This is a genomic window from Comamonas sp. CMM03 (assembly GCF_019218715.1).
GTDB classification, from domain to species: domain Bacteria; phylum Pseudomonadota; class Gammaproteobacteria; order Burkholderiales; family Burkholderiaceae_C; genus Comamonas; species Comamonas terrigena.
On sequence record NZ_JAHUXB010000002.1, the window covers coordinates 240105 to 257947 of the forward strand.

Genomic DNA, 17843 nt, shown 5'->3' on the forward strand with positions numbered 1-17843 from the left:
AGGCCATGCAATGGCACCAGCCCGTCACCCGGCCCACTGCACAGGCGGCCGACACGGCCGGCCAACGCTGGTCGGTAGACGCCATCCAGGCCCTGCTGGACCTGCCTTTTCTGGACCTGCTGCACCAGGCCCAGAGCGTGCACCGCCAGCACTGGCCGGCCGGTGAGATCGAGTTGGCCACGCTGCTGTCGGTCAAGACCGGGGGCTGCCCCGAAAACTGCGGCTACTGCCCGCAGTCGGCCGAATTCGACACCGGCGTGCAGGCCGACAAGCTGATGAGCGTGGAAGAAGTCACCCGCGCTGCCAAGGCCGCACAGGACGCCGGGGCCACGCGCTTTTGCATGGGCGCCGCCTGGCGCGCGCCCAAGGACCGCGACATCGAAAAAATGAACGTGCTGATCAGCGCCGTGAAGGGGCTGGGCCTGCAGACCTGCGCCACGCTGGGCATGCTGCAGCCACACCAGGCCAAGGCACTGCACGACGCCGGGCTGGACTACTACAACCACAACCTGGACACTGCACCCGAGTACTACCAGGACGTTGTCAGCACCCGCCAATACCAGGACCGGCTGGACACCCTGGCCGCCGTGCGCAACGCCGGCATCAGCGTGTGCTGCGGCGGCATCATCGGCATGGGGGAAACCGAGGTTCACCGCGCCGGGCTGATTGCCCAGCTGGCGAACATGGAGCCCTACCCCGAGTCCGTCCCCATCAACAGCCTGGTGCGCGTGCCCGGCACCCCGCTGGCCGACAGCGAGCCCGTCGATCCGCTGGATTTCGTGCGCGTGATTGCCGTGGCCCGCATCACCATGCCCCAGGCCCGCGTGCGCCTGTCGGCAGGTCGCCAGCAACTGGGCGAGGCGGTGCAGACCCTGTGCTTCATGGCCGGTGCCAATTCCATCTTCTACGGCGACAAGCTGCTGGTCACCGGCAACCCCGATGCCGATGCCGACCGCCAACTGCTGCACAAGCTGGGACTGCACGGCCTACAAACCCAGACATCCGCCGCCTGAAGACCTGCTCGCCATCGACTGCCGCGGCGCCCGGCCCGTGTGAACGCCGCGGCACACACCCTGTAGGACGGCACAGCCGCCCTGCGCTCTTTGCCACCATCACGGACCACTCCCGCAGCCCCGCGCTGCGGCCCTGGCCCAGGGAGTTCCGCATGACCTCTACCCTTGCCCACCGCAGCATGGCGGCTGTCTGGCACCCTTGCACCCCCATGCAGCGGCACGAAGCCGCGCCCCCGCTGGCCATTGACCGCGCCAGCGGCCCCTGGCTGTACGACACCGACGGACGGCGCTACCTGGATGGCATCAGCTCCTGGTGGGTCAATCTGTTCGGCCACGGCCACCCGCATATCCGCACCGCACTGGCCGACCAGCTGGAGCGCCTGGACCACATCCTGCTGGCCGGCTGCACCCACGCGCCGGTGGTGGAACTGTCCGAACGCCTGGCCGCGCTCACCGGTCTGGGCCACGCCAGCTATGCCAGCGACGGCGCCTCGGCCACCGAAATCGCACTGAAGATGAGCGCCCATTACTGGCGCAATCTGGGTCGGCCCGAAAAGAACCGCTTTGTCGGCCTGGCGGGCGGCTACCACGGAGAGACCGTGGGCGCGCTGTCCGTCACCGATGTGGAGATTTTCCGCAGTGCCTATGCCCCGCTGACCCGTCTGTCAGCCACCGTGCCCAGCCCGGATGCACGCCACGCCTTGCCAGGGGAAAGCGCTGCCGACGTGGCCCTGCGTGCGGCAGCCGCCCTGGAGGACTGGCTGCAGGCCCACCACCAGGAAACCGCCGCGCTGATCGTGGAGCCGCTGATCCAGTGTGCCGCAGGCATGGTGATGTACGACGCCGTCTACCTACGCCAGGCCCGCCAGCTGTGCGACCGCTACCAAGTGCATCTGGTGGTGGACGAGATCGCCACCGGCTTCGGCCGCACCGGCCGCCTGTTCGCCCACCAGCAGGCGAGCATCACGCCGGACTTCATCTGCCTGTCCAAAGGGCTGACCGGCGGCACGCTGCCGCTGTCGGTCGTGCTCACTACCGACACCGTCTACCAGGCGTTCTACGGCACCGATGCGGCACGGGCGTTCCTGCATTCCCACTCCTACACTGGCAACCCGCTGGCCTGCCGCGCTGCCCTCGCCACACTGGATCTGTTTGCGCAGCGGGATGCGCTGACCACCAACCAGGCCATGGCGGCGCAGATCAGCGCCGCCTTCGCACCGTTGAACACCCACCCCCGCGTGCGCCACGCCCGCCACCTGGGCATGGTCTGGGCCTGGGACATCGACACAGACTTGCCCGACTTTGCCCAGCGCTACCACTATGCGGCCTTGCGCCACGGCCTGCTGCTGCGCCCCATCGGTCGCACGCTGTACTGCATGCCGCCCTATGTGCTGGACGCCCCCGCCATCGCCCACCTGGGCCGCGCGAGCCTGGCGGCACTGGAAGACTGCTTGCAGCAGGAAGCCGCGCTGCGCCTGCGCACGGAGGCCGCATGATCGGCTGCTTTGTGACCGGAACCGACACCGGCGTCGGCAAGACCCTCGCCAGCTGCGCGCTCTTGCACGCCCTGGGCCGCCACCACGCCCGCGTGGTCGGCATGAAGGCCGTGGCCGCGGGGGCCGAGCCCGACGGCCATGGCGGCTGGGCCAATGAAGACACGCTGGCCCTGCGCGCCGCCTCCACGCTGGCAGTGCCCGCTGCCTGGGACAACCCGGTGCTGTTGGCCGATCCGCTGTCGCCCCATATCGCCGCCCAGCGCGCCGGGGTGGAGGTGACGCTGCCCCCCATCCTGTCCGCCTACCACCAGCTGGCCGCCCAGTCCGACGCCGTGGTGGTGGAGGGAGCCGGCGGCTGGCGCGTGCCACTGTCGGACAGCCTGTCGATTGCCGATCTGGCCGTGGCGCTGCAGCTGCCCGTGGTGCTGGTCGTCGGCCTGCGCCTGGGCTGCCTGAACCATGCGCTGCTGACGGCCGACGCCATCCGGGCCAGCGGCCTGCCGCTGGCCGGCTGGATCTGCAGCCGCATGGACCCCCACATGCTCGCCCCAGAAGACAACCTGGCCACGCTGCGCCGTGCACTGGGCAGCCTGGGTGCGCCGCTGCTGGCCGACCTGCCCCACCAGGTCCGGCCCGATCCTCGCACCGCATCCGTACAACTCCCGCAGGAATGGCAATGACCCCCACCACCGCACCATCCACCGGTTCCTGGCTGGACGAACTCCCCCTGCAACTGGCCGCGCTGGACGCCCAGCACCTGCTGCGCACGCGCCGTGCCGTGTCGCCGCTGCAGGGGGCGCACATCCGCGTGGACGGCCAGCCCCTGCTGCAGTTCTGCAGCAACGACTACCTGGGCCTGGCCGGCCACCCGGCCCTGGCCGAGGCAGCCTGCACCGGCGCCTGGGACTTTGGCGTGGGCTCCGGCGGCTCGCCCATGGTCAACGGCCACAGCACGGCCAATGCCGCACTGGAAGCCGATCTGGCGCAGTTTGTGCAGCTGCCGCGTGCGCTGTACTTCTATGCCGGCTTTGCCACCAATGCCAGCGTGATCCCGGCGCTGGTGGGTGCGGGCGATGCCATCTTCTCGGACGCCCTGAACCACGCCAGCTTGATCGACGGCTGCCGGCTGTCACGCGCCAGCATCCACCGCTATCCGCATGGCAACCTCGCTGCGCTGGATGCGCTGCTGGCCGGCAGCACCAGCCGGCGCAAGCTGGTGGTCAGCGACGCCGTGTTCAGCATGGACGGCAATGTGGCCGACATTCCCGGCCTGCTGGCCTTGTGCGAACGCCACGATGCCCTCTTGATGCTGGACGATGCCCATGGCCTAGGCGTGCTGGGCCCGCAAGGGCGCGGCAGCCTGGCCGCCGCCGGGCTGACGGGGGCCGCTGCCTCCCCCCGGGTGCTGTACATGGCCACGCTGAGCAAGGCGGCCGGGGTCTCCGGGGCTTTTGTGGCCGGCAGTGAGGTCCTGGTGGAATGGCTGCTGCAGAAGACACGCAGCTACACCTTCGCCACCGCCGCGCCCGCCTTGCTGGCGCGGGCGCTGCAGGCCAGCCTGCGGTTGATGGAACACGAGACCAGCCTGCGCACCCAGTTGCAGGCCCGCATTGCCCAGCTGCGCCAGGGGCTGCAGCCCCTGCTGGCACACACCGGCTGGCGGCTGCTGCCGTCGGACACCGCCATCCAGGCGCTGGTGGTGGGCAGCAATACCGCCGCCCTGGCGCTGATGGACGGCCTGCGCCAGCGCGGTCTGTGGGTCCCGGCCATCCGCCCGCCCACCGTGCCCGCGGGCACGGCACGGCTGCGCATTGCCTTGTCGGCCGCACACACCGAAGCCGATGTGCAGCTGCTGCTCACCGCCCTGACAGCGCTGGCGCCCACCGCAGAACCCGCCCTGGCGTGAGCCGATTTGCACCCGGCTGTGAACGGCTTTCAGCCCCGGCATCCCGGTGGCGGCCGCTCTTGGCCTGACAATCGGCAGTGTTGCAGACCGGGTCATGCCCGGTCTGCCGCCTTTTCCCATCACACCGCCCGAGGAGACACCATGCCCCACCTGTACGTGGAATACAGCAACAACCTGACCGGCCTGAACGAACAAGGCCTGCTGGAAAAGCTCAATGCCGTGGTCTGCGGCCACGCCACCGTCGCCGATGAAGCCGACGTCAAGGCTCGCATTGCCGCATTGCAGCAATTCCGCATCGGCACCAACCCTGCGCAACGCGGCTTTGTGCACGTGCAACTGCGCCTGCTGGCGGGCCGCACACCCGAGGTGAAGAAGGAACTGTCCGACGCCATCGCTGCCGTGCTGCGCGCCGAAGTCCCCCAGCCTGCTGGCGTGATGGTCCAGCTGAGCGCCGAGATCGCCGACATGGACAAGGCCAGCTACTACAAGGACCGCCTGTAATCCCCCAGGCAGCCCGCGCACCCGGGCGGGTCGGCCGACCACCCGACCGGTGCACGGCGCGCAGAAGCATGCACCATGCAGGCTGCGTGCCGCGCTGTCACTGCGCCCACCTGCAGCCAGGCAGCTGCGCAGGCATCCGCTGCGGCCGCATTCCCCTTGGCACCCGCCACGTTCCGTGAATACCGCGCCCCCTTCCACCCGCCGTGCGCAGTGCCCTGACTGCCTGCGCCCTGCCAGCGCCTGCATCTGCGCATGCGTGCAGACGGTGGCGCACGCCACCCAGGTGCTGCTGCTGCAACACCCTCTGGAAGTGCAGCACCCCAAAGGCACGGCGCGGCTGCTGCACCTGTGCCTGCCGCACAGCCGCATGGCACAAGGCGAATGCTGGCCTACAGACAGTCTGCAGGCCCTGCTGCAGAACGCATGGCCTGCGGCGGGCGACAGACAGGCAGAGCCCGCCCCGGCGCTGACACTGTTGCTCTACCCGCCCTCCCCGCCCGATCCGGCACTGCCGCTGCTGGAGCCGCCGCCCTGGGAGATGGCCGATCTGGCCGCATTGCCTGCAGGCGCCGCGCTGCGCCTGGTGGTGCTGGACGGAACCTGGCGCAAAAGCCGCAAGATGCTGTACCGCAACCCGGCATTGCAACAACTGCCCCGCCTTCCGCTGCGGGAGCTGCCGGCCAGCCGCTACGCCATCCGCAAGGCGCACAAGCCAGGTCAGCTGTCCACGCTGGAAGCCAGCTGGGCGGCACTGCGCCAGCTCGAGCCCGCCAATCCCACGCTGGACGGTCTGCTGCAGGCCATGGCCGCCATACAAGACCACTACCGCGCGCAGCTGACACCCTAAGCAGCTCCTGCACAACATGCAGGGGGAGGAGGCATCTTGAGGCTGGGCAGCCCGCAATCCTGGGTAGATGCATGCAGCACTCCCTGGCATGCGCTCTGTCGCCCCCCTGCAGGGTCTGCCGACCAGACCCGGTACCAGGCCAAGGCCCAGGGGGCGCGGCTTTCTGCTGCCGACGTTGGCACGACTGAGAGACACCTCCCCCGCACCGGCATGCGCCACGGCGACCCGGCCAGGCACATCCACGTTGGCGCCGCCCCAAAAAAAAGCGCTGCCGATGGCAGCGCAATCCATGCAAATCACCGCGTCATCCGCGTGATCCAGAGCAGCGCACACAGCCCGGTTCACATTGCGCAGATCCGCTGGTGGCCTTGCATGCCTCCAGGGCCAAGGTGTGGGTTCACACCCTGGTCACTTTCTCAGGGCTGGGCTGTGGCCTGGCCTTGGCGGGCCGTGGTCTGCACGGCACCCATGTACTTGGCGACGGTCTCCTGGAAGGCAGGACCGTTGCGCAACTGCTCGTACCGGCGGTATTCGGGACTGGACTTCACTTCCGGAAACTGCGCCGGCGACGGCATGAAGCTCATGCCAGCCTTGTGCCACAGTTCCAGATCCGCCTGCACCTGGGCTTTTTGCAGGGTTTCGGCATCGGCCGACACGGTCGATTGGGCGTGGGCAGCGCCCACCAGGGTCATCACAGCCGCAGCAGCGGCCATCCATTGCTTGCGCATGGCATTGTCCTTTCCAGACACATTCACAGAAGTTGCCGGGCTGCTGACAGTGGCAGCACAGCCTGGAAAGCAGTGTCGGGGCGGGAGCGGGGTACCGTCTGTGCGTTTTCTCACGCAGTGCAGCAAAAAGCCGAAAAAGACCCCGGGCGGCTCAGCGCATGTCTTCGAGCAGCACGCGCAGACCATCCACATTGGTCAGGCGCAGGCCGCGGCCTTCGCGCTGCAGCAGACCCAGGCGGGTCAGGCGCGACATCTCGCGCGCCACTTCTTCGCGGCTGCTGCCCAGCAAGGCCGCCAAGCTGACCTGGGTGGGTGCCGGCTGCAGCAGGGCCTGGTTGTTCTGCACCCCGGCGCGCTCCGCCAGCATCAGCAAGCGCGCATGCAGACGCCCGCCCACGCTGAGCGTGCCCATTTCCACCAGCCGGGCCACCAGCGACCAGACCAGGCGGTTCATGCCTTGCAGCAGGGCCGACAGCATGCCTTCCATCACCGCCGGGTCGCGGTCAAACAGGGCCTTGACCTCATGCCCTTCCAGCGTGGCAATCAGGCTGGCATCGGCCGCCTCCACCACCAGCGGCACGCTGGGCGGCTGGGAGCATTCCCCCAGCCAGTGGTTGCCGCACCATTGGCCTGGCATCAGGTCCCCCACGATCATCTCGCGCCCCTGGCTGCCGTAGTAGCGCACCCACAGCCGGCCGTGCACGATCAGGTTCAACCGCCCTTCGTCGAAGGCATCTGGCAGCGGCTGCCCCGGCTCCAGCAGACGCCAGCGGAAGCGTGTGGCCAGGGACTGCAGATCCGCCTCTCCCAAATGGGCCAGCAAAGGCATGGTCTGCAAGGCCTGCCAGGACGCCGGAACCGGTGCCGGCGCAGGCGCTGCCCCTGCATCGTCAGAACGCAGCAGCGGTGGCGAAGAAACGGAAAGGGAGGCCATGGCGGCCATTGTGCCGTGGCCGCCACCGATCCGCTGCAGGCAGAAACCTCGGCGTTTTCCGGGCTCTCGCCCAGCCCTTGGTGCCCTGCAGCGCCCGCTGCCGCACAAACCCCGCCGGCGCGCTGGTGAACTGGCTACCGTTGCATTGCAGCATCCCCTAGACTCGCGCCAGATTGCAGCACTGGCCCAACGCAAAAAACATCTCTGGGAGACAACATGTCCGCAAGTACCACCGGCACGCCCTACGGCACCATTCCGCCCGCATCCCCACTGCCCCAGCGGCGCCCCGTCAGCCTGCCGCGCCTGGCGCAGATGCGTGCGGCCGGCGAAAAGATCACCATGCTCACCGCCTATGACGCCACCTTCGCCGCTGTGGCCGATGCCGCCGGTGTGGAGTGCATTCTGGTGGGCGACTCCCTGGGCATGGTCTGCCAGGGCCTGCACAGCACCGTGGGCGTCAGCCTGGACGATATGTGCTACCACACGGCCAGCGTGGCGCGCGGTCTGCACCGCGCCCAGGCCACGGCCTGGCTGGTTGCCGACCTGCCCTATGGCAGCTACCAGGAATCGCGTGAACAGGCGCTGCGCAGCGCCAGCGCCCTCATGCAGGCCGGCGCCCACATGGTCAAGCTCGAAGGTGGTGGCTGGACCGCACCCACGGTGCAGTTTCTGGTGGAGCGCGGCATTCCGGTCTGTGCCCACCTGGGGCTGACGCCCCAGACCGTCCACGCCCTGGGTGGCTACCGCGTGCAGGGCAAGGACGATGTGGCCGCTGCCACGCTGCGCCGTCAGGCCCGCGAGCTGCAGGATGCCGGCGCCGCCATGCTGGTGCTGGAGATGGTGCCCGCTGCCCTGGCCGCAGAGCTGACACAGGCGTTGACCCACTGCCACACCATCGGCATAGGCGCTGGCAATGGCACGGCCGGACAGGTGCTGGTGCTGCACGACATGCTGGGCGTCAACCTGGGCAAGATGCCCAAGTTCGTGCGCAACTTCATGCAGGAGGCCGGCAACGTCAAGGGCGCCATGGCGGCCTATGTCCAGGCAGTCAAGGATGGCAGCTTTCCCGACAACCAGCTGCACGCCTGGTAAGCCCAGGCTTCTCCCGTTTCCGTCCCGTTTTCCGACACCATGCACATCGTCCATACCATCGCCGACCTGCGCTCCGCCCTGGCGGGCCGCGGCCGCCCCGCTTTCGTTCCCACCATGGGCAATCTGCACGAGGGCCATCTGTCCCTGGTGCGCACCGCACGCCAGCATGGCGATGTGACCGTGGCCAGCATCTTCGTCAACCGCCTGCAGTTTCTGCCGCATGAAGATTTCGACAGCTACCCGCGCACCTGGGATTCGGACTGCAGCAAGCTGCAGGCCGCCCACTGCGACCTGCTGTTTGCGCCGCGCGAAGCCGATCTCTACCCCGAAGCCCAGACTTTCAAGGTGCAGCCCGACCCCACGCTGGCCGACATGCTGGAAGGGCATTTCCGCCCCGGTTTCTTTACCGGCGTGTGCACCGTGGTGATGAAGCTGTTTTCCGCCGTATTCGCCACCACCGGCGGCGGCGCGGCCATCTTCGGCAAGAAGGACTACCAGCAGCTGATGGTGATCCAGCGCATGGTCCAGCAGTTTGCCCTGCCCATCACCATCATCGCAGGCGATACCGCCCGAGCCGACAGCGGCCTGGCACTCAGTTCCCGCAACGGCTACCTGAATGCCGAACAGCTGCAGCAGGCCATGGCCCTGTCCCAGGCACTGAAGACCCTGGCGCAGGCGGCCCGCACGGGCCGCATTCCACTGGCCGACCTGGAAACCCAGGCCATCGGCCAGCTGCAGGCCCTGGGCTGGGAGCCCGACTACCTGACGGTGCGCCTGCGCAGCAACCTGCAAATTCCCAGTGCCGCCGACCTGGCCACGGCCCCGCTGGTGACACTGGGCGCCGCCAAGCTGGGCAGCACCCGGCTGATCGACAACCTCGAGTTCTGAACCGCAGCAGCTCTCAGCACTGGAACGCCCCGGTGGCGCAGTGCGGGGCCTCCGACAGGACTTCCAGCCCATGGGCGGCCACGCGCAGCTGCGCACCGCTGGCAAATTCCAGCTCCAGCACCAGGGGCTGCTGCAATGCACAGGGCACGGGCAAGGCCGACAGGCGTTGCCCCTCCAGCAGCACACGCCCGCCCTCCAGCTTCCCGAAAAGCGCTTGCACGGGCGGCAGGGGCCCGGACAGCGTGCAGACCAAGCGCATCGGGAGCCACAGGCCTTCGCCGCTGCCGGTCTTGCCCCCCTCCTCCGCGTACACCCGCGCAGCGGAAAAACGCACGGTCAGCACCGCAGCCGTGCCCGGGCTCACGCTGCACGCGGCGACTTCTGAATCTTCAAATACCCATTGCATGGCCGTGAGCATAGCGGCTGCACGACCCCATGGCATGCCCGTGGCGGAGGCAAGAAAGCTTTTCAGATAAGCAAGGCGAAATTTGTTTCTTCTGCCCTGCAGGCGGCATTTCCACAATGGCTGGACCAGGTGCGGCCCGCACCGCTTTTTCCGCCATGGAAGGATGTTCGTTTTATGCAATTCAAGAAGTGGATCACCGCCGCCGCTGCAGGCGCCGCGCTGCTGACAACCGGCTCTGTCTGGGCCGACCGCCTGCAGGACATCAAGAAGGCCGGCGTGCTGCGCGTGGCCGCCTTTGATGGCAACCCCCCGTTCGGCTTTGTCGACGCCAAGACCCGCAAGATCGTGGGCCTGGACGTGGACTACGCCGAAGAATTTGCCAAGCGCCTGGGTGTGAAGCTGCAGTTGGTGCCCACCAATCCTGCCAACCGCGTGCCGTTGCTGGTGTCCGGCAAGGTGGATCTGGTGCTGGCCAATTTCACCATCACCGAAGAGCGCGCCAAGCAGGTGAACTTCAGCGTGCCATATTTTTCGTCCGGCACGCAGTTCCTGGCCCCCAAGGGCACACTGGCCTCGGCCGACCAGCTCGGCAGCCTGCGCATTGCCGTGGACAAGGGCACGACCAACGAGATCGTGCTGCGCGAAAAATACCCGCAGGCCACCCTGGTCGCGTTCGACGACACGCCATTTGCCTTCACCGCCTTGCGCAACGGCAATGTGCAGGCCCTGGCGCAGGATGGCCCCAAGCTGGTGGGCCTGCTGGGCACCATCAAGGACGCCCAGGAACGCGCCAAGTGGGAAGTGCCGGCATTCACCATCTCGAACGACTTCATCGGTGTGGGCATTCCCAAGGGAGAGACCGCGCTGACCGACTGGGTCAACACCACGCTCAAGGAACTGGAAGGCAAGGGCCAGGCCGGCAAGATTTACGACGCCTGGTTCGGCCCTAAGAGCAACACGCCGCTGGTGCGCACTTTCAAGATCGGCGACAAGGTCTGAGCCACCGCATCCTTGCCGCTTTTCGCCAGGGTCTGCGCGCCTGACCGGTGCGCAGCCCTGGCTGCTTCCCATGACCCCTGTTCTCCCCTGGCCGGACGCGGTGCTGGCCCTCAAGTACTGGCAGTGGCTGCTCAGCGGCTGGTCGGTCACCATGGGCACCTCGCTGCTGGTGATTGCCCTGTCCACCCTGCTGGGCGTGCTGTTTGCCATGGCCCGTGATGCCGCAGCGCCGGCGCTGCGCACTGCGGCCGGCGTCTACCTCTCGGTGTTTCGCAACACGCCGCTGCTGGTACAGCTGTTTTTCTGGTATTTCGGCGTTCCCAGCCTGCTGCCTGCAGGCTGGATGGGCTGGCTGAACACGCCGCATGAGCTGGCCCTGGGCGGATGGCATCTGGCCTGGCCGTCGCTGGAGTTCCTGTCCGCCGCCGTGGGCCTGGTGCTGTATTCCACGGCCTATGTGGGCGAGGAAATCCGCGCGGGCATCGCCAACGTGCCGCGCAGCCAGCTTCAGGCGGCCCTGAGCCTGGGCATGACGCGCTGGCAGTCGCTGCGCCATATCGTGCTGCCGCAGGCGCTGGCCCATGTGGTCTCGCCGCTGTGCGGGCAGTACATGAACATCACCAAGAACACCTCGCTGGGCATGACGATCGGCCTGGTGGAGCTGTCCTACCGCGCACGCCAGGCAGAGGCCGAGACCTTTCAATCCTTCCAGGTCTATGGCATCAGCACCGTGCTCTACATCGTGCTCATCATCGGCCTGGAACTGCTGAGCCGGCAGGTGCAGCGCCGGCGCCGATGGGGCCGGCTGCCCGTGGGGCGCACATGAACCTGGCGGCACTGGCCGACGACTGGCTCTACCTGCTGGTGGGCACCTTCCCCGAAGGACCGCCCGGCGGTGCGCTGCTGACCTTGATCCTGAGCGCCACCTCTGGTCTGGCCTCGGCCGTGCTGGGGCTGGTGCTGGGCATTGCACTGGCCATGGGCAGCGGGCCGTGGGCCACGCTCTTGCACACCGTGCTGGGCTTTCTGCGCGCCATTCCCGTGCTGATGCTGATCTTCTGGATCTACTTTCTGCTGCCCATGCTGTTCGGCATGGATGTGCCGGGCACGGTGTCCGTGGTGTGCGCCCTGTCGCTGATCGGCGGAGCCTATCTGGCCCACGCCGTGGCGGCGGGCATCCATGCCGTGCCCCAGGGCCAGTGGGACGCAGGCCGGGCGCTGGGCATGGACCGCTGGCAGGTCCTGCGCTGGCTGGTGCTGCCGCAGGCACTGACGGCCATGCTGCCCTCGTTGGTCAACCAGTGGGGCACGCTGATCAAGGACAGCTCGCTGGCCTATATCGTGGGCGTGGGCGAACTGTCGTTTCTCTCCACCCAGGTGAACGCGCGGCTGATGGTGAACCCGGCCGAGGTGTTTGTGTTCGTGGGCGGCGTGTACTGGCTGCTGTGCTCGCTGCTCCATCTGCTGAGCTGGGCCATCGGACGGCAGCAGCCAGCGCAGCGCGCCTGATTCGCGCCCGCACTGCTGCCTGCGCTACAGGGCCGTCACGCCCGGCCTTGCATACTGGCCGGCATTCACCACAAGGAGAGCGACATGCCGGAAAAGAACCTGTACCTGGACGATTTGTACGTGGGCCAGACCTTTGTCAGCGGTGAGCACCTACTGGACGAAGCCCAGATCATTGCCTATGCCCGGCAGTTCGACCCGCAGGTCTTTCACCTCGACCCCGAAGCCGCCAAGCACACCTTCTTCCAGGGACTGGCGGCCAGCGGCTGGCACACGGCATCGATCAGCATGCGCCTGGTGACCGAGAGCATTCCGCTGGCGGACGGCGTGATCGGCGGCGGCATGGAAGAGCTGGCCTGGCCCCAGCCCACACGGCCCGGCGACCGGCTGCATGTGGAATCCGAGATCGTGGAGATCATCCCCTCCCAGTCCAAGCCCAACCGCGCCATGCTCCGCGTGCTGTGCCAGACCAAGAACCAGCGCGGCGAGGTGCTGCAGCGCTTTCGCCCCAAGATGCTGGCCTTCAAGCGCCCCGCCGCCTGAGGCGTTCAACCGGCGGATGGCTGCAGCGCCTGTGCCGTGTGCTGCAAGGCGGCCACCAGCGCATCCACCGCAGGCTCGGCCGGGCGGTGCAGCGGCAGCAGCACATGCACCTGGTAGGGAATGGCGAAGGCCAGCGGGCGCACCACCAGCTGCGGCCCGGCACAGGCCTGGGCGGTGTAGGGATTGACGATGGCCACGCCCAGCCCCTGCTGCACCAGCGCGCAGACCGAGACCGCGCTGGCCGTCTCCAGCCCCAGCTGGCGCTCCACGCCCGCCTGGGTAAATACCGCATCGATCTGCTGGCGGTAAGGATCGTCCCGCGCCAGACTGATGAAGGGCTGGACGGCAAAGTCCTGCGCCGCCAGCACCGGCTGCTGCACCAGCGGGTGGGCGGCGGGCAGCACGGCCACCTCGTCCAGCGCCGGCAGCGGCAGGCTGCGCGTGCCGGGTGGGGCATCGGCAAGCTCGGCCAGCCCCAGGTCAAAGCGCTGTGCAGCCATCCACTCCTGCAGCAGCGGCCCTTCCTGGGTGGCGATGCTCACCGGCACCGCCCCTTGCAGAGCCTGCAAGCGTGCCAGCGCGCCGGGCAGCAGCGCATGGCTGAGCGCCGGCAGGCACAGCACGCGCACATGGGCACCCTGGGCCTGGCCCAGCTCCAGCGCCCGGTCGACCACGCGCTCCAGCCCCTGCCAGCTGCGCTGCACCTCGGCCCACAGCGCCAGTGCCCGCGCCGTAGGGCGCAGCCGGCCCTGGGCACGCTCGAACAGCGCATAGCCCAGCAATTGCTCCAGCCGCGCCAGCTCCCGGCTGACGGTCGGCTGGCTGGTGAACAGCAGGCGCGCCGCACCGGTGACGCCGCCGGCCAGCATCACCGCCCGGAACACCTCGATGTGGCGATGGGCAATGCGGGGCGCCGTGCCGGTGGAGTCGGGGACTACCGCAGGCACAGACGGTACAGACGGCGCAGAGGAAGCGGGTGGACGGGTCATGGTGGCGGGCAATGCATATCAAATATGAATGACTTTGCCACAACAAAGCATTAGACCAAATACACCCACTGCGGCATTCTCTGCGTCCAAGGGGTGGGCCACCGTGCCGGATGGCTCATCTTGCCCGCACCGCACGCACACCCTCCTGTGCGCCAAAGCCGCTATCCATTGCAGAGTATCCAGACCATGAGCAACCCTTTTTCCCCCGCCCAGCTGTGGGCCCTGGCCGACGAATTCGGCACGCCGCTGTGGGTGTATGACGCCGCCACCATCCGCGAGCGCATTACCCAGCTCAAGGCCTTTGACACCGTGCGCTTTGCCCAGAAGGCCTGCTCCAACATCCACATCCTCCAGCTGATGCGCGAGCAGGGCGTGAAGGTGGACGCCGTCTCGCGCGGCGAGATCCTGCGCGCTCTGGCCGCCGGTTTCACACCGGGCTTTGGCGAACCGGCCGACATCGTCTTCACCGCCGATGTGATGGACGAAGCCACGCTGGCCACCGTGGTGGAACACCAGGTGCCCGTGAACGCCGGCTCCATCGACATGCTGCACCAGCTGGCCGCAGCATCCAAGGGCCACCATGTGTGGCTGCGTATCAACCCCGGTTTCGGCCACGGCCACAGCAACAAGACCAATACCGGCGGCGAGCATAGCAAGCACGGCATCTGGCACAGCGAACTGGAAGCGGCGCTGGAAGCCATCAAGACCGGCGGCCTGGTGCTTGCCGGCCTGCACATGCACATCGGCTCGGGCGTGGACTACGGCCACCTGCAGGAAGTCTGCGGCGCCATGGTCCAGCTGGTGGAACGCACCAAGGCGGCCGGCGTGGACCTGCATGCGATTTCCGCAGGCGGCGGCCTGTCCATCCCCTACAAAGCGGGCGATGCCACCATCGACACCGCGCACTACCACGGCCTGTGGAATGCGGCACGCCAGCAGGCCGAAACCATCGTTGGCCACCGTCTGGGTCTGGAGCTGGAGCCCGGCCGCTTCCTGGTCGCAGAATCCGGCGTGCTGCTGGGCACCGTGCGTGCCACCAAGAACGCGGGCAGCAACCACTTCGTGCTGGTCGACACCGGCTTCAACGAACTGATGCGCCCCAGCATGTACGGCAGCTACCACGGCATGGACGTGCTGCGCCGTGACGGCCAGCAACTGCCCGCACAGGACAGCGTGGTGGCCGGCCCGCTGTGCGAATCGGGCGATGTCTTCACCCAGGGCGACGGCGGCGTGGTGCTGCCCCGCAGCCTGGCCGGTGCCAGCGTAGGCGATCTGCTGGTGATCCACGACACGGGCGCCTATGGCAGCTCCATGTCCAGCAACTACAACACCCGGCCGCTGGCGGCCGAGGTGCTGGTCGACGCAGGCCAGGCCCGCCTGATTCGCCGCCGCCAGACCGTGGACCAGTTGCTGGCGCTCGAACTGGGCCTGTAAACCCTGACCGCCCGGCCTGCGGTGCTGCACCACCTGGTGGGACGACAGGCCACAGCGCTGTGAATGCACTTCAGCCACCTTCGGATGGCTTTTTTGCATCCCCCTGCCGCCCTTCGCCGCCAGCGGCTGTGGGCTGTCCTGCAGGCGATACGTACCGGGGTGGCGACAGCGCCAGAATAGCCACAGCACCTGGATAGGAACATGGCCCACACGCCCTTGCAGCTGTGTGTTCAGCTCATTTATTCATAGCTTTTGGTGGTAAGCCCCTGTATACCATGGGTACGCAATATCTGCCCTTCCCTGACTGGAGACCCCTATGTCCTTTCCCACCCGCCCTCTGGGCCAATCGCCGCTGATGGTGTCGCCGCTGTGTTTTGGCGGCAATGTGTTCGGGTGGACGGTGGACCCGTCCACCAGCTTTGCCTTGCTGGACGCGTGGCTGGGCGCGGGCATGAACTTCGTCGACACGGCCGATGTGTACTCGCGCTGGGTACCGGGCCATGTGGGCGGTGAATCGGAAACCCTCATCGGCCAGTGGCTGCAAAAAAGCGGCAAGCGCAAGCAACTGGTGCTGGCTACCAAGCTGGGCAAGGACATGGGCGACGGCAAGGTCGGCCTGCACCCCAAATACATCAAGCAGGCGGTGGATGCCTCGCTAACGCGCCTGCAGACCGATTACATCGACCTGTACCAGACCCATGACGACGATCCGAACATTCCGCTGGAAGATGTGCTGGGTACGCTGGGCGAGCTGATCCAGGCCGGCAAGGTGCGCGCCATCGGCGCCAGCAATTACAGCGCCCAGCGCCTGGCCGAGGCACTGGACTGCAGCGACCGGCACCGCCTGGCGCGCTTTGACAGCCTGCAGCCGCTGTACAACCTGTACGACCGCGCCGTGTTTGAAAAAGAGCTGCAGCCGCTGTGCGTGGCGCGCAACGTGGGCGTGATCAACTTCTACGCGCTGGCAGCCGGCTTTCTGACCGGCAAATACCGCAGCGAGGCCGATGTCGGCAAAAGCCTGCGCGGCGCCAAGACCACCAGCCTGTACCTGAACCCGCGCGGCCTGCGCATCGTCGATGCACTGGAGCAGGTGGCCGCCCAGTACAAGGCCCAGCCCGGCGAGGTGGCCATTGCCTGGCTGCTGCAGCAAGCCGGCATTGCCGCGCCGATTGCCAGCGCCACCAGCCTGGCGCAGCTGCAATCCCTGGTCACGGCCGCCACGCTGCAGCTGGATGCTGCGGCACTGGCCACACTGGACGACGCCAGCCGGGAGGACTGAGCCGCTGGTGCGCTGGTGCGCATGCGCCGCAGCGCCCCGCCCAGGCAAAAAAGCGAACGGCCTGCGCAGATGCCAGGCCGTTCAGTCTAAGGAGCGCCGTCCGCCTGCGCGGGGTCGGCCAGCGGCTCAGCGCTCCTGCTTCGGGTCGCGCTCCATCAGGCGGTGCACAGCCTGGGCCGGTGCCACCTTGCCGTCCAGCAGGTCGACCACCGTCGCCGCAATCGGCATGTCCACACCCAGGGCCTGGGCGCGGGCCAGCACGGTGCGGGCGCTGTACACGCCTTCGGCCACATGGCCCAGTGACTCCACAGCCTGGGCCAGGCCCATGCCGCTGGCCAGCAGCAGGCCCACCTTGCGGTTGCGCGACAGGTCGCCGGTGGCCGTCAGCATCAGGTCCCCCAGACCCGACAGACCCATGAAGGTGTCGGCCCGGGCGCCCAGGGCCACGCCCAGGCGTGTCATCTCGGCCAGGCCGCGGGTCAACAGCGCGGCGCGGGCATTCAGTCCCAGCTCCAGGCCGTCGCACAGACCCGAGGCAATGGCCATCACGTTCTTCACGGCGCCGCCCACTTCCACCCCGACGATGTCATCGTTGCCGTACACGCGCAGCGAAGGGCTGTGCAGTGCCTCCACCAGCGTATGGCGCACGCCGGCATCGCGGCTGGCGGCCACCAGGGCCGAAGGCTGGCTGCGCGCCACCTCCTGCGCAAAGCTGGGACCGCTCAGGGCGCCGCAGCGCAGCTGGGGCGCCACCTCGGCGCAGACCTCGTGCGGCATCAGGCCGGTACCGGCTTCAAAGCCCTTGCACAACCAGGCCACGGGCGCATGCAGATGCTGCAGCCGCTGCAGCCATTCGCGCAATGCGGCCATGGGCGTGCCAATGATGACCAGCTCGGCCTCGGCCACGGCATCCAGGGCATCGCCCTGCACCACCTGCAGGCCCGGCGCAAACGCCAGGCCCGGCAGATAGCGCATGTTCTGGCGGCTGTCGTGCATCTCCCGGGCCTGCACGGCATCGCGTGCCCACAGGCACACCTGGTGGCCGGCGGGGTGGGCGGCTGCCGACATGGCCATGGCCGTGCCCCAGGCTCCGGCGCCAATCACTGTGATTTTCATAGCTGCTTGTGCAGTTTCCATAGGCTTGAGCGGCACGTTGAAGGTTTGTTCTTTCCCGGCACTGCAGCGCAGCACGGGACATGCAGCCTGCATGGTACGCGCTGCCACACCCGCCTTGGTGCGGCGCAGCAGGCCACAGGTATCCGAAAGTTATCCGAACCCGGAG

General features: G+C 67.8%; 19 protein-coding genes. 14 read left to right on the forward strand and 5 right to left on the reverse strand.

Annotation, left to right across the window (positions count from 1 at the left end):
* Positions 1 to 5 precede the first annotated feature (5 nt).
* The 6 genes from bioB (at position 6) to KW830_RS07860 (ending at position 5763) form a co-directional block, all read left to right on the forward strand.
* The gene (bioB, locus tag KW830_RS07835) at positions 6 to 1013 is read left to right on the forward strand and encodes a biotin synthase BioB (protein ID WP_218333150.1); all 1008 of its coding nucleotides are present in this window, start codon (positions 6 to 8) and stop codon (positions 1011 to 1013) included.
* A 152-nt stretch (positions 1014 to 1165) separates the two neighbouring features.
* The gene (gene bioA / locus KW830_RS07840) at positions 1166 to 2509 is read left to right on the forward strand and encodes an adenosylmethionine--8-amino-7-oxononanoate transaminase (protein WP_218332750.1); all 1344 of its coding nucleotides are present in this window, start codon (positions 1166 to 1168) and stop codon (positions 2507 to 2509) included.
* Positions 2506 to 3189 (forward strand): dethiobiotin synthase, encoded by a 684-nt coding sequence (gene bioD / locus KW830_RS07845; protein WP_066539394.1) that lies wholly within the window; start codon positions 2506 to 2508, stop codon positions 3187 to 3189. The genes bioA and bioD overlap by 4 nt, the downstream gene beginning before the upstream one ends.
* Positions 3186 to 4415, forward strand: coding sequence for an 8-amino-7-oxononanoate synthase (bioF, locus tag KW830_RS07850; RefSeq protein WP_066539397.1), 1230 nt, complete (start codon positions 3186 to 3188; stop codon positions 4413 to 4415). Before bioD ends, bioF begins: the two co-directional genes overlap by 4 nt.
* Before the next feature lie 141 nt (positions 4416 to 4556).
* A complete protein-coding gene (locus KW830_RS07855; RefSeq protein ID WP_066539401.1) occupies positions 4557 to 4916 on the forward strand; it encodes a 5-carboxymethyl-2-hydroxymuconate Delta-isomerase in 360 nt (119 codons plus the stop codon).
* Between the two features lie 175 nt (positions 4917 to 5091).
* A complete protein-coding gene (locus KW830_RS07860) occupies positions 5092 to 5763 on the forward strand; it encodes a tRNA-uridine aminocarboxypropyltransferase (protein ID WP_218332751.1) in 672 nt (223 codons plus the stop codon).
* 416 nt (positions 5764 to 6179) lie between these two features.
* On the opposite strand, the gene KW830_RS07865 is transcribed toward KW830_RS07860, so the two are convergent.
* Together KW830_RS07865 and KW830_RS07870 are read right to left on the reverse strand one after the other, a co-directional pair.
* Positions 6180 to 6491, reverse strand: coding sequence for a hypothetical protein (locus tag KW830_RS07865; RefSeq protein WP_218332752.1), 312 nt, complete (start codon positions 6489 to 6491; stop codon positions 6180 to 6182).
* Between the two features lie 151 nt (positions 6492 to 6642).
* A complete protein-coding gene (locus tag KW830_RS07870; protein ID WP_083520546.1) occupies positions 6643 to 7425 on the reverse strand; it encodes a Crp/Fnr family transcriptional regulator in 783 nt (260 codons plus the stop codon).
* 216 nt (positions 7426 to 7641) lie between these two features.
* Here KW830_RS07870 and panB point away from each other — a divergent pair, with 216 nt between their 5' ends.
* Complete coding sequence (gene panB / locus KW830_RS07875; protein ID WP_192334330.1) at positions 7642 to 8517, forward strand: 3-methyl-2-oxobutanoate hydroxymethyltransferase; 876 nt, start codon at positions 7642 to 7644, stop codon at positions 8515 to 8517.
* A 39-nt stretch (positions 8518 to 8556) separates the two neighbouring features.
* Positions 8557 to 9405 (forward strand): pantoate--beta-alanine ligase, encoded by an 849-nt coding sequence (panC, locus tag KW830_RS07880; protein ID WP_218332753.1) that lies wholly within the window; start codon positions 8557 to 8559, stop codon positions 9403 to 9405.
* Positions 9406 to 9418: 13 nt separating this feature from the next.
* On the opposite strand, the gene KW830_RS07885 is transcribed toward panC, so the two are convergent.
* Positions 9419 to 9811: a hypothetical protein gene (locus tag KW830_RS07885; RefSeq protein ID WP_218332754.1), complete on the reverse strand. Its 393-nt coding sequence runs from the start codon at positions 9809 to 9811 to the stop codon at positions 9419 to 9421.
* Positions 9812 to 9985: 174 nt separating this feature from the next.
* Between KW830_RS07885 and KW830_RS07890 the strand changes: the two genes are divergently transcribed.
* The 4 genes from KW830_RS07890 (at position 9986) to KW830_RS07905 (ending at position 12859) form a co-directional block, all read left to right on the forward strand.
* Positions 9986 to 10810, forward strand: a complete 825-nt coding sequence (locus tag KW830_RS07890) for an ABC transporter substrate-binding protein (protein WP_066539413.1) — start codon at positions 9986 to 9988, stop codon at positions 10808 to 10810.
* A gap of 70 nt (positions 10811 to 10880) precedes the next feature.
* A complete protein-coding gene (locus tag KW830_RS07895; RefSeq protein WP_066539558.1) occupies positions 10881 to 11636 on the forward strand; it encodes an amino acid ABC transporter permease in 756 nt (251 codons plus the stop codon).
* The gene (locus KW830_RS07900; protein ID WP_218332755.1) at positions 11633 to 12319 is read left to right on the forward strand and encodes an amino acid ABC transporter permease; all 687 of its coding nucleotides are present in this window, start codon (positions 11633 to 11635) and stop codon (positions 12317 to 12319) included. The genes KW830_RS07895 and KW830_RS07900 overlap by 4 nt, the downstream gene beginning before the upstream one ends.
* Before the next feature lie 84 nt (positions 12320 to 12403).
* Positions 12404 to 12859, forward strand: coding sequence for a MaoC family dehydratase (locus KW830_RS07905; protein WP_066539419.1), 456 nt, complete (start codon positions 12404 to 12406; stop codon positions 12857 to 12859).
* 5 nt (positions 12860 to 12864) lie between these two features.
* Here the strand turns inward: KW830_RS07905 and KW830_RS07910 are convergent, their stop codons facing one another.
* Positions 12865 to 13848, reverse strand: a complete 984-nt coding sequence (locus tag KW830_RS07910; RefSeq protein WP_218332756.1) for a LysR family transcriptional regulator — start codon at positions 13846 to 13848, stop codon at positions 12865 to 12867.
* Positions 13849 to 14034: 186 nt separating this feature from the next.
* Between KW830_RS07910 and lysA the strand changes: the two genes are divergently transcribed.
* Together lysA and KW830_RS07920 are read left to right on the forward strand one after the other, a co-directional pair.
* Positions 14035 to 15282, forward strand: a complete 1248-nt coding sequence (gene lysA / locus KW830_RS07915; protein WP_218332757.1) for a diaminopimelate decarboxylase — start codon at positions 14035 to 14037, stop codon at positions 15280 to 15282.
* A 316-nt stretch (positions 15283 to 15598) separates the two neighbouring features.
* Positions 15599 to 16561 (forward strand): aldo/keto reductase, encoded by a 963-nt coding sequence (locus KW830_RS07920; protein WP_218332758.1) that lies wholly within the window; start codon positions 15599 to 15601, stop codon positions 16559 to 16561.
* A 126-nt stretch (positions 16562 to 16687) separates the two neighbouring features.
* Here the strand turns inward: KW830_RS07920 and KW830_RS07925 are convergent, their stop codons facing one another.
* A complete protein-coding gene (locus KW830_RS07925; RefSeq protein ID WP_218332759.1) occupies positions 16688 to 17677 on the reverse strand; it encodes an NAD(P)H-dependent glycerol-3-phosphate dehydrogenase in 990 nt (329 codons plus the stop codon).
* Between the last annotated feature and the right edge of the window lie 166 nt (positions 17678 to 17843).

Coding starts and splice junctions, on each gene's coding strand:
- bioB (WP_218333150.1), top strand. CDS start 6: ATGCAATGGCACCAGCCCGTCACCCGGCCCACTGCACAGGCGGCCGAC.
- bioA (WP_218332750.1), top strand. CDS start 1,166: ATGACCTCTACCCTTGCCCACCGCAGCATGGCGGCTGTCTGGCACCCT.
- bioD (WP_066539394.1), top strand. CDS start 2,506: ATGATCGGCTGCTTTGTGACCGGAACCGACACCGGCGTCGGCAAGACC.
- bioF (WP_066539397.1), top strand. CDS start 3,186: ATGACCCCCACCACCGCACCATCCACCGGTTCCTGGCTGGACGAACTC.
- KW830_RS07855 (WP_066539401.1), top strand. CDS start 4,557: ATGCCCCACCTGTACGTGGAATACAGCAACAACCTGACCGGCCTGAAC.
- KW830_RS07865 (WP_218332752.1), bottom strand. CDS start 6,491: ATGCGCAAGCAATGGATGGCCGCTGCTGCGGCTGTGATGACCCTGGTG.
- KW830_RS07870 (WP_083520546.1), bottom strand. CDS start 7,425: ATGGCCTCCCTTTCCGTTTCTTCGCCACCGCTGCTGCGTTCTGACGAT.
- panB (WP_192334330.1), top strand. CDS start 7,642: ATGTCCGCAAGTACCACCGGCACGCCCTACGGCACCATTCCGCCCGCA.
- panC (WP_218332753.1), top strand. CDS start 8,557: ATGCACATCGTCCATACCATCGCCGACCTGCGCTCCGCCCTGGCGGGC.
- KW830_RS07885 (WP_218332754.1), bottom strand. CDS start 9,811: ATGCAATGGGTATTTGAAGATTCAGAAGTCGCCGCGTGCAGCGTGAGC.
- KW830_RS07890 (WP_066539413.1), top strand. CDS start 9,986: ATGCAATTCAAGAAGTGGATCACCGCCGCCGCTGCAGGCGCCGCGCTG.
- KW830_RS07895 (WP_066539558.1), top strand. CDS start 10,881: ATGACCCCTGTTCTCCCCTGGCCGGACGCGGTGCTGGCCCTCAAGTAC.
- KW830_RS07900 (WP_218332755.1), top strand. CDS start 11,633: ATGAACCTGGCGGCACTGGCCGACGACTGGCTCTACCTGCTGGTGGGC.
- KW830_RS07905 (WP_066539419.1), top strand. CDS start 12,404: ATGCCGGAAAAGAACCTGTACCTGGACGATTTGTACGTGGGCCAGACC.
- KW830_RS07910 (WP_218332756.1), bottom strand. CDS start 13,848: ATGACCCGTCCACCCGCTTCCTCTGCGCCGTCTGTACCGTCTGTGCCT.
- lysA (WP_218332757.1), top strand. CDS start 14,035: ATGAGCAACCCTTTTTCCCCCGCCCAGCTGTGGGCCCTGGCCGACGAA.
- KW830_RS07920 (WP_218332758.1), top strand. CDS start 15,599: ATGTCCTTTCCCACCCGCCCTCTGGGCCAATCGCCGCTGATGGTGTCG.
- KW830_RS07925 (WP_218332759.1), bottom strand. CDS start 17,677: ATGAAAATCACAGTGATTGGCGCCGGAGCCTGGGGCACGGCCATGGCC.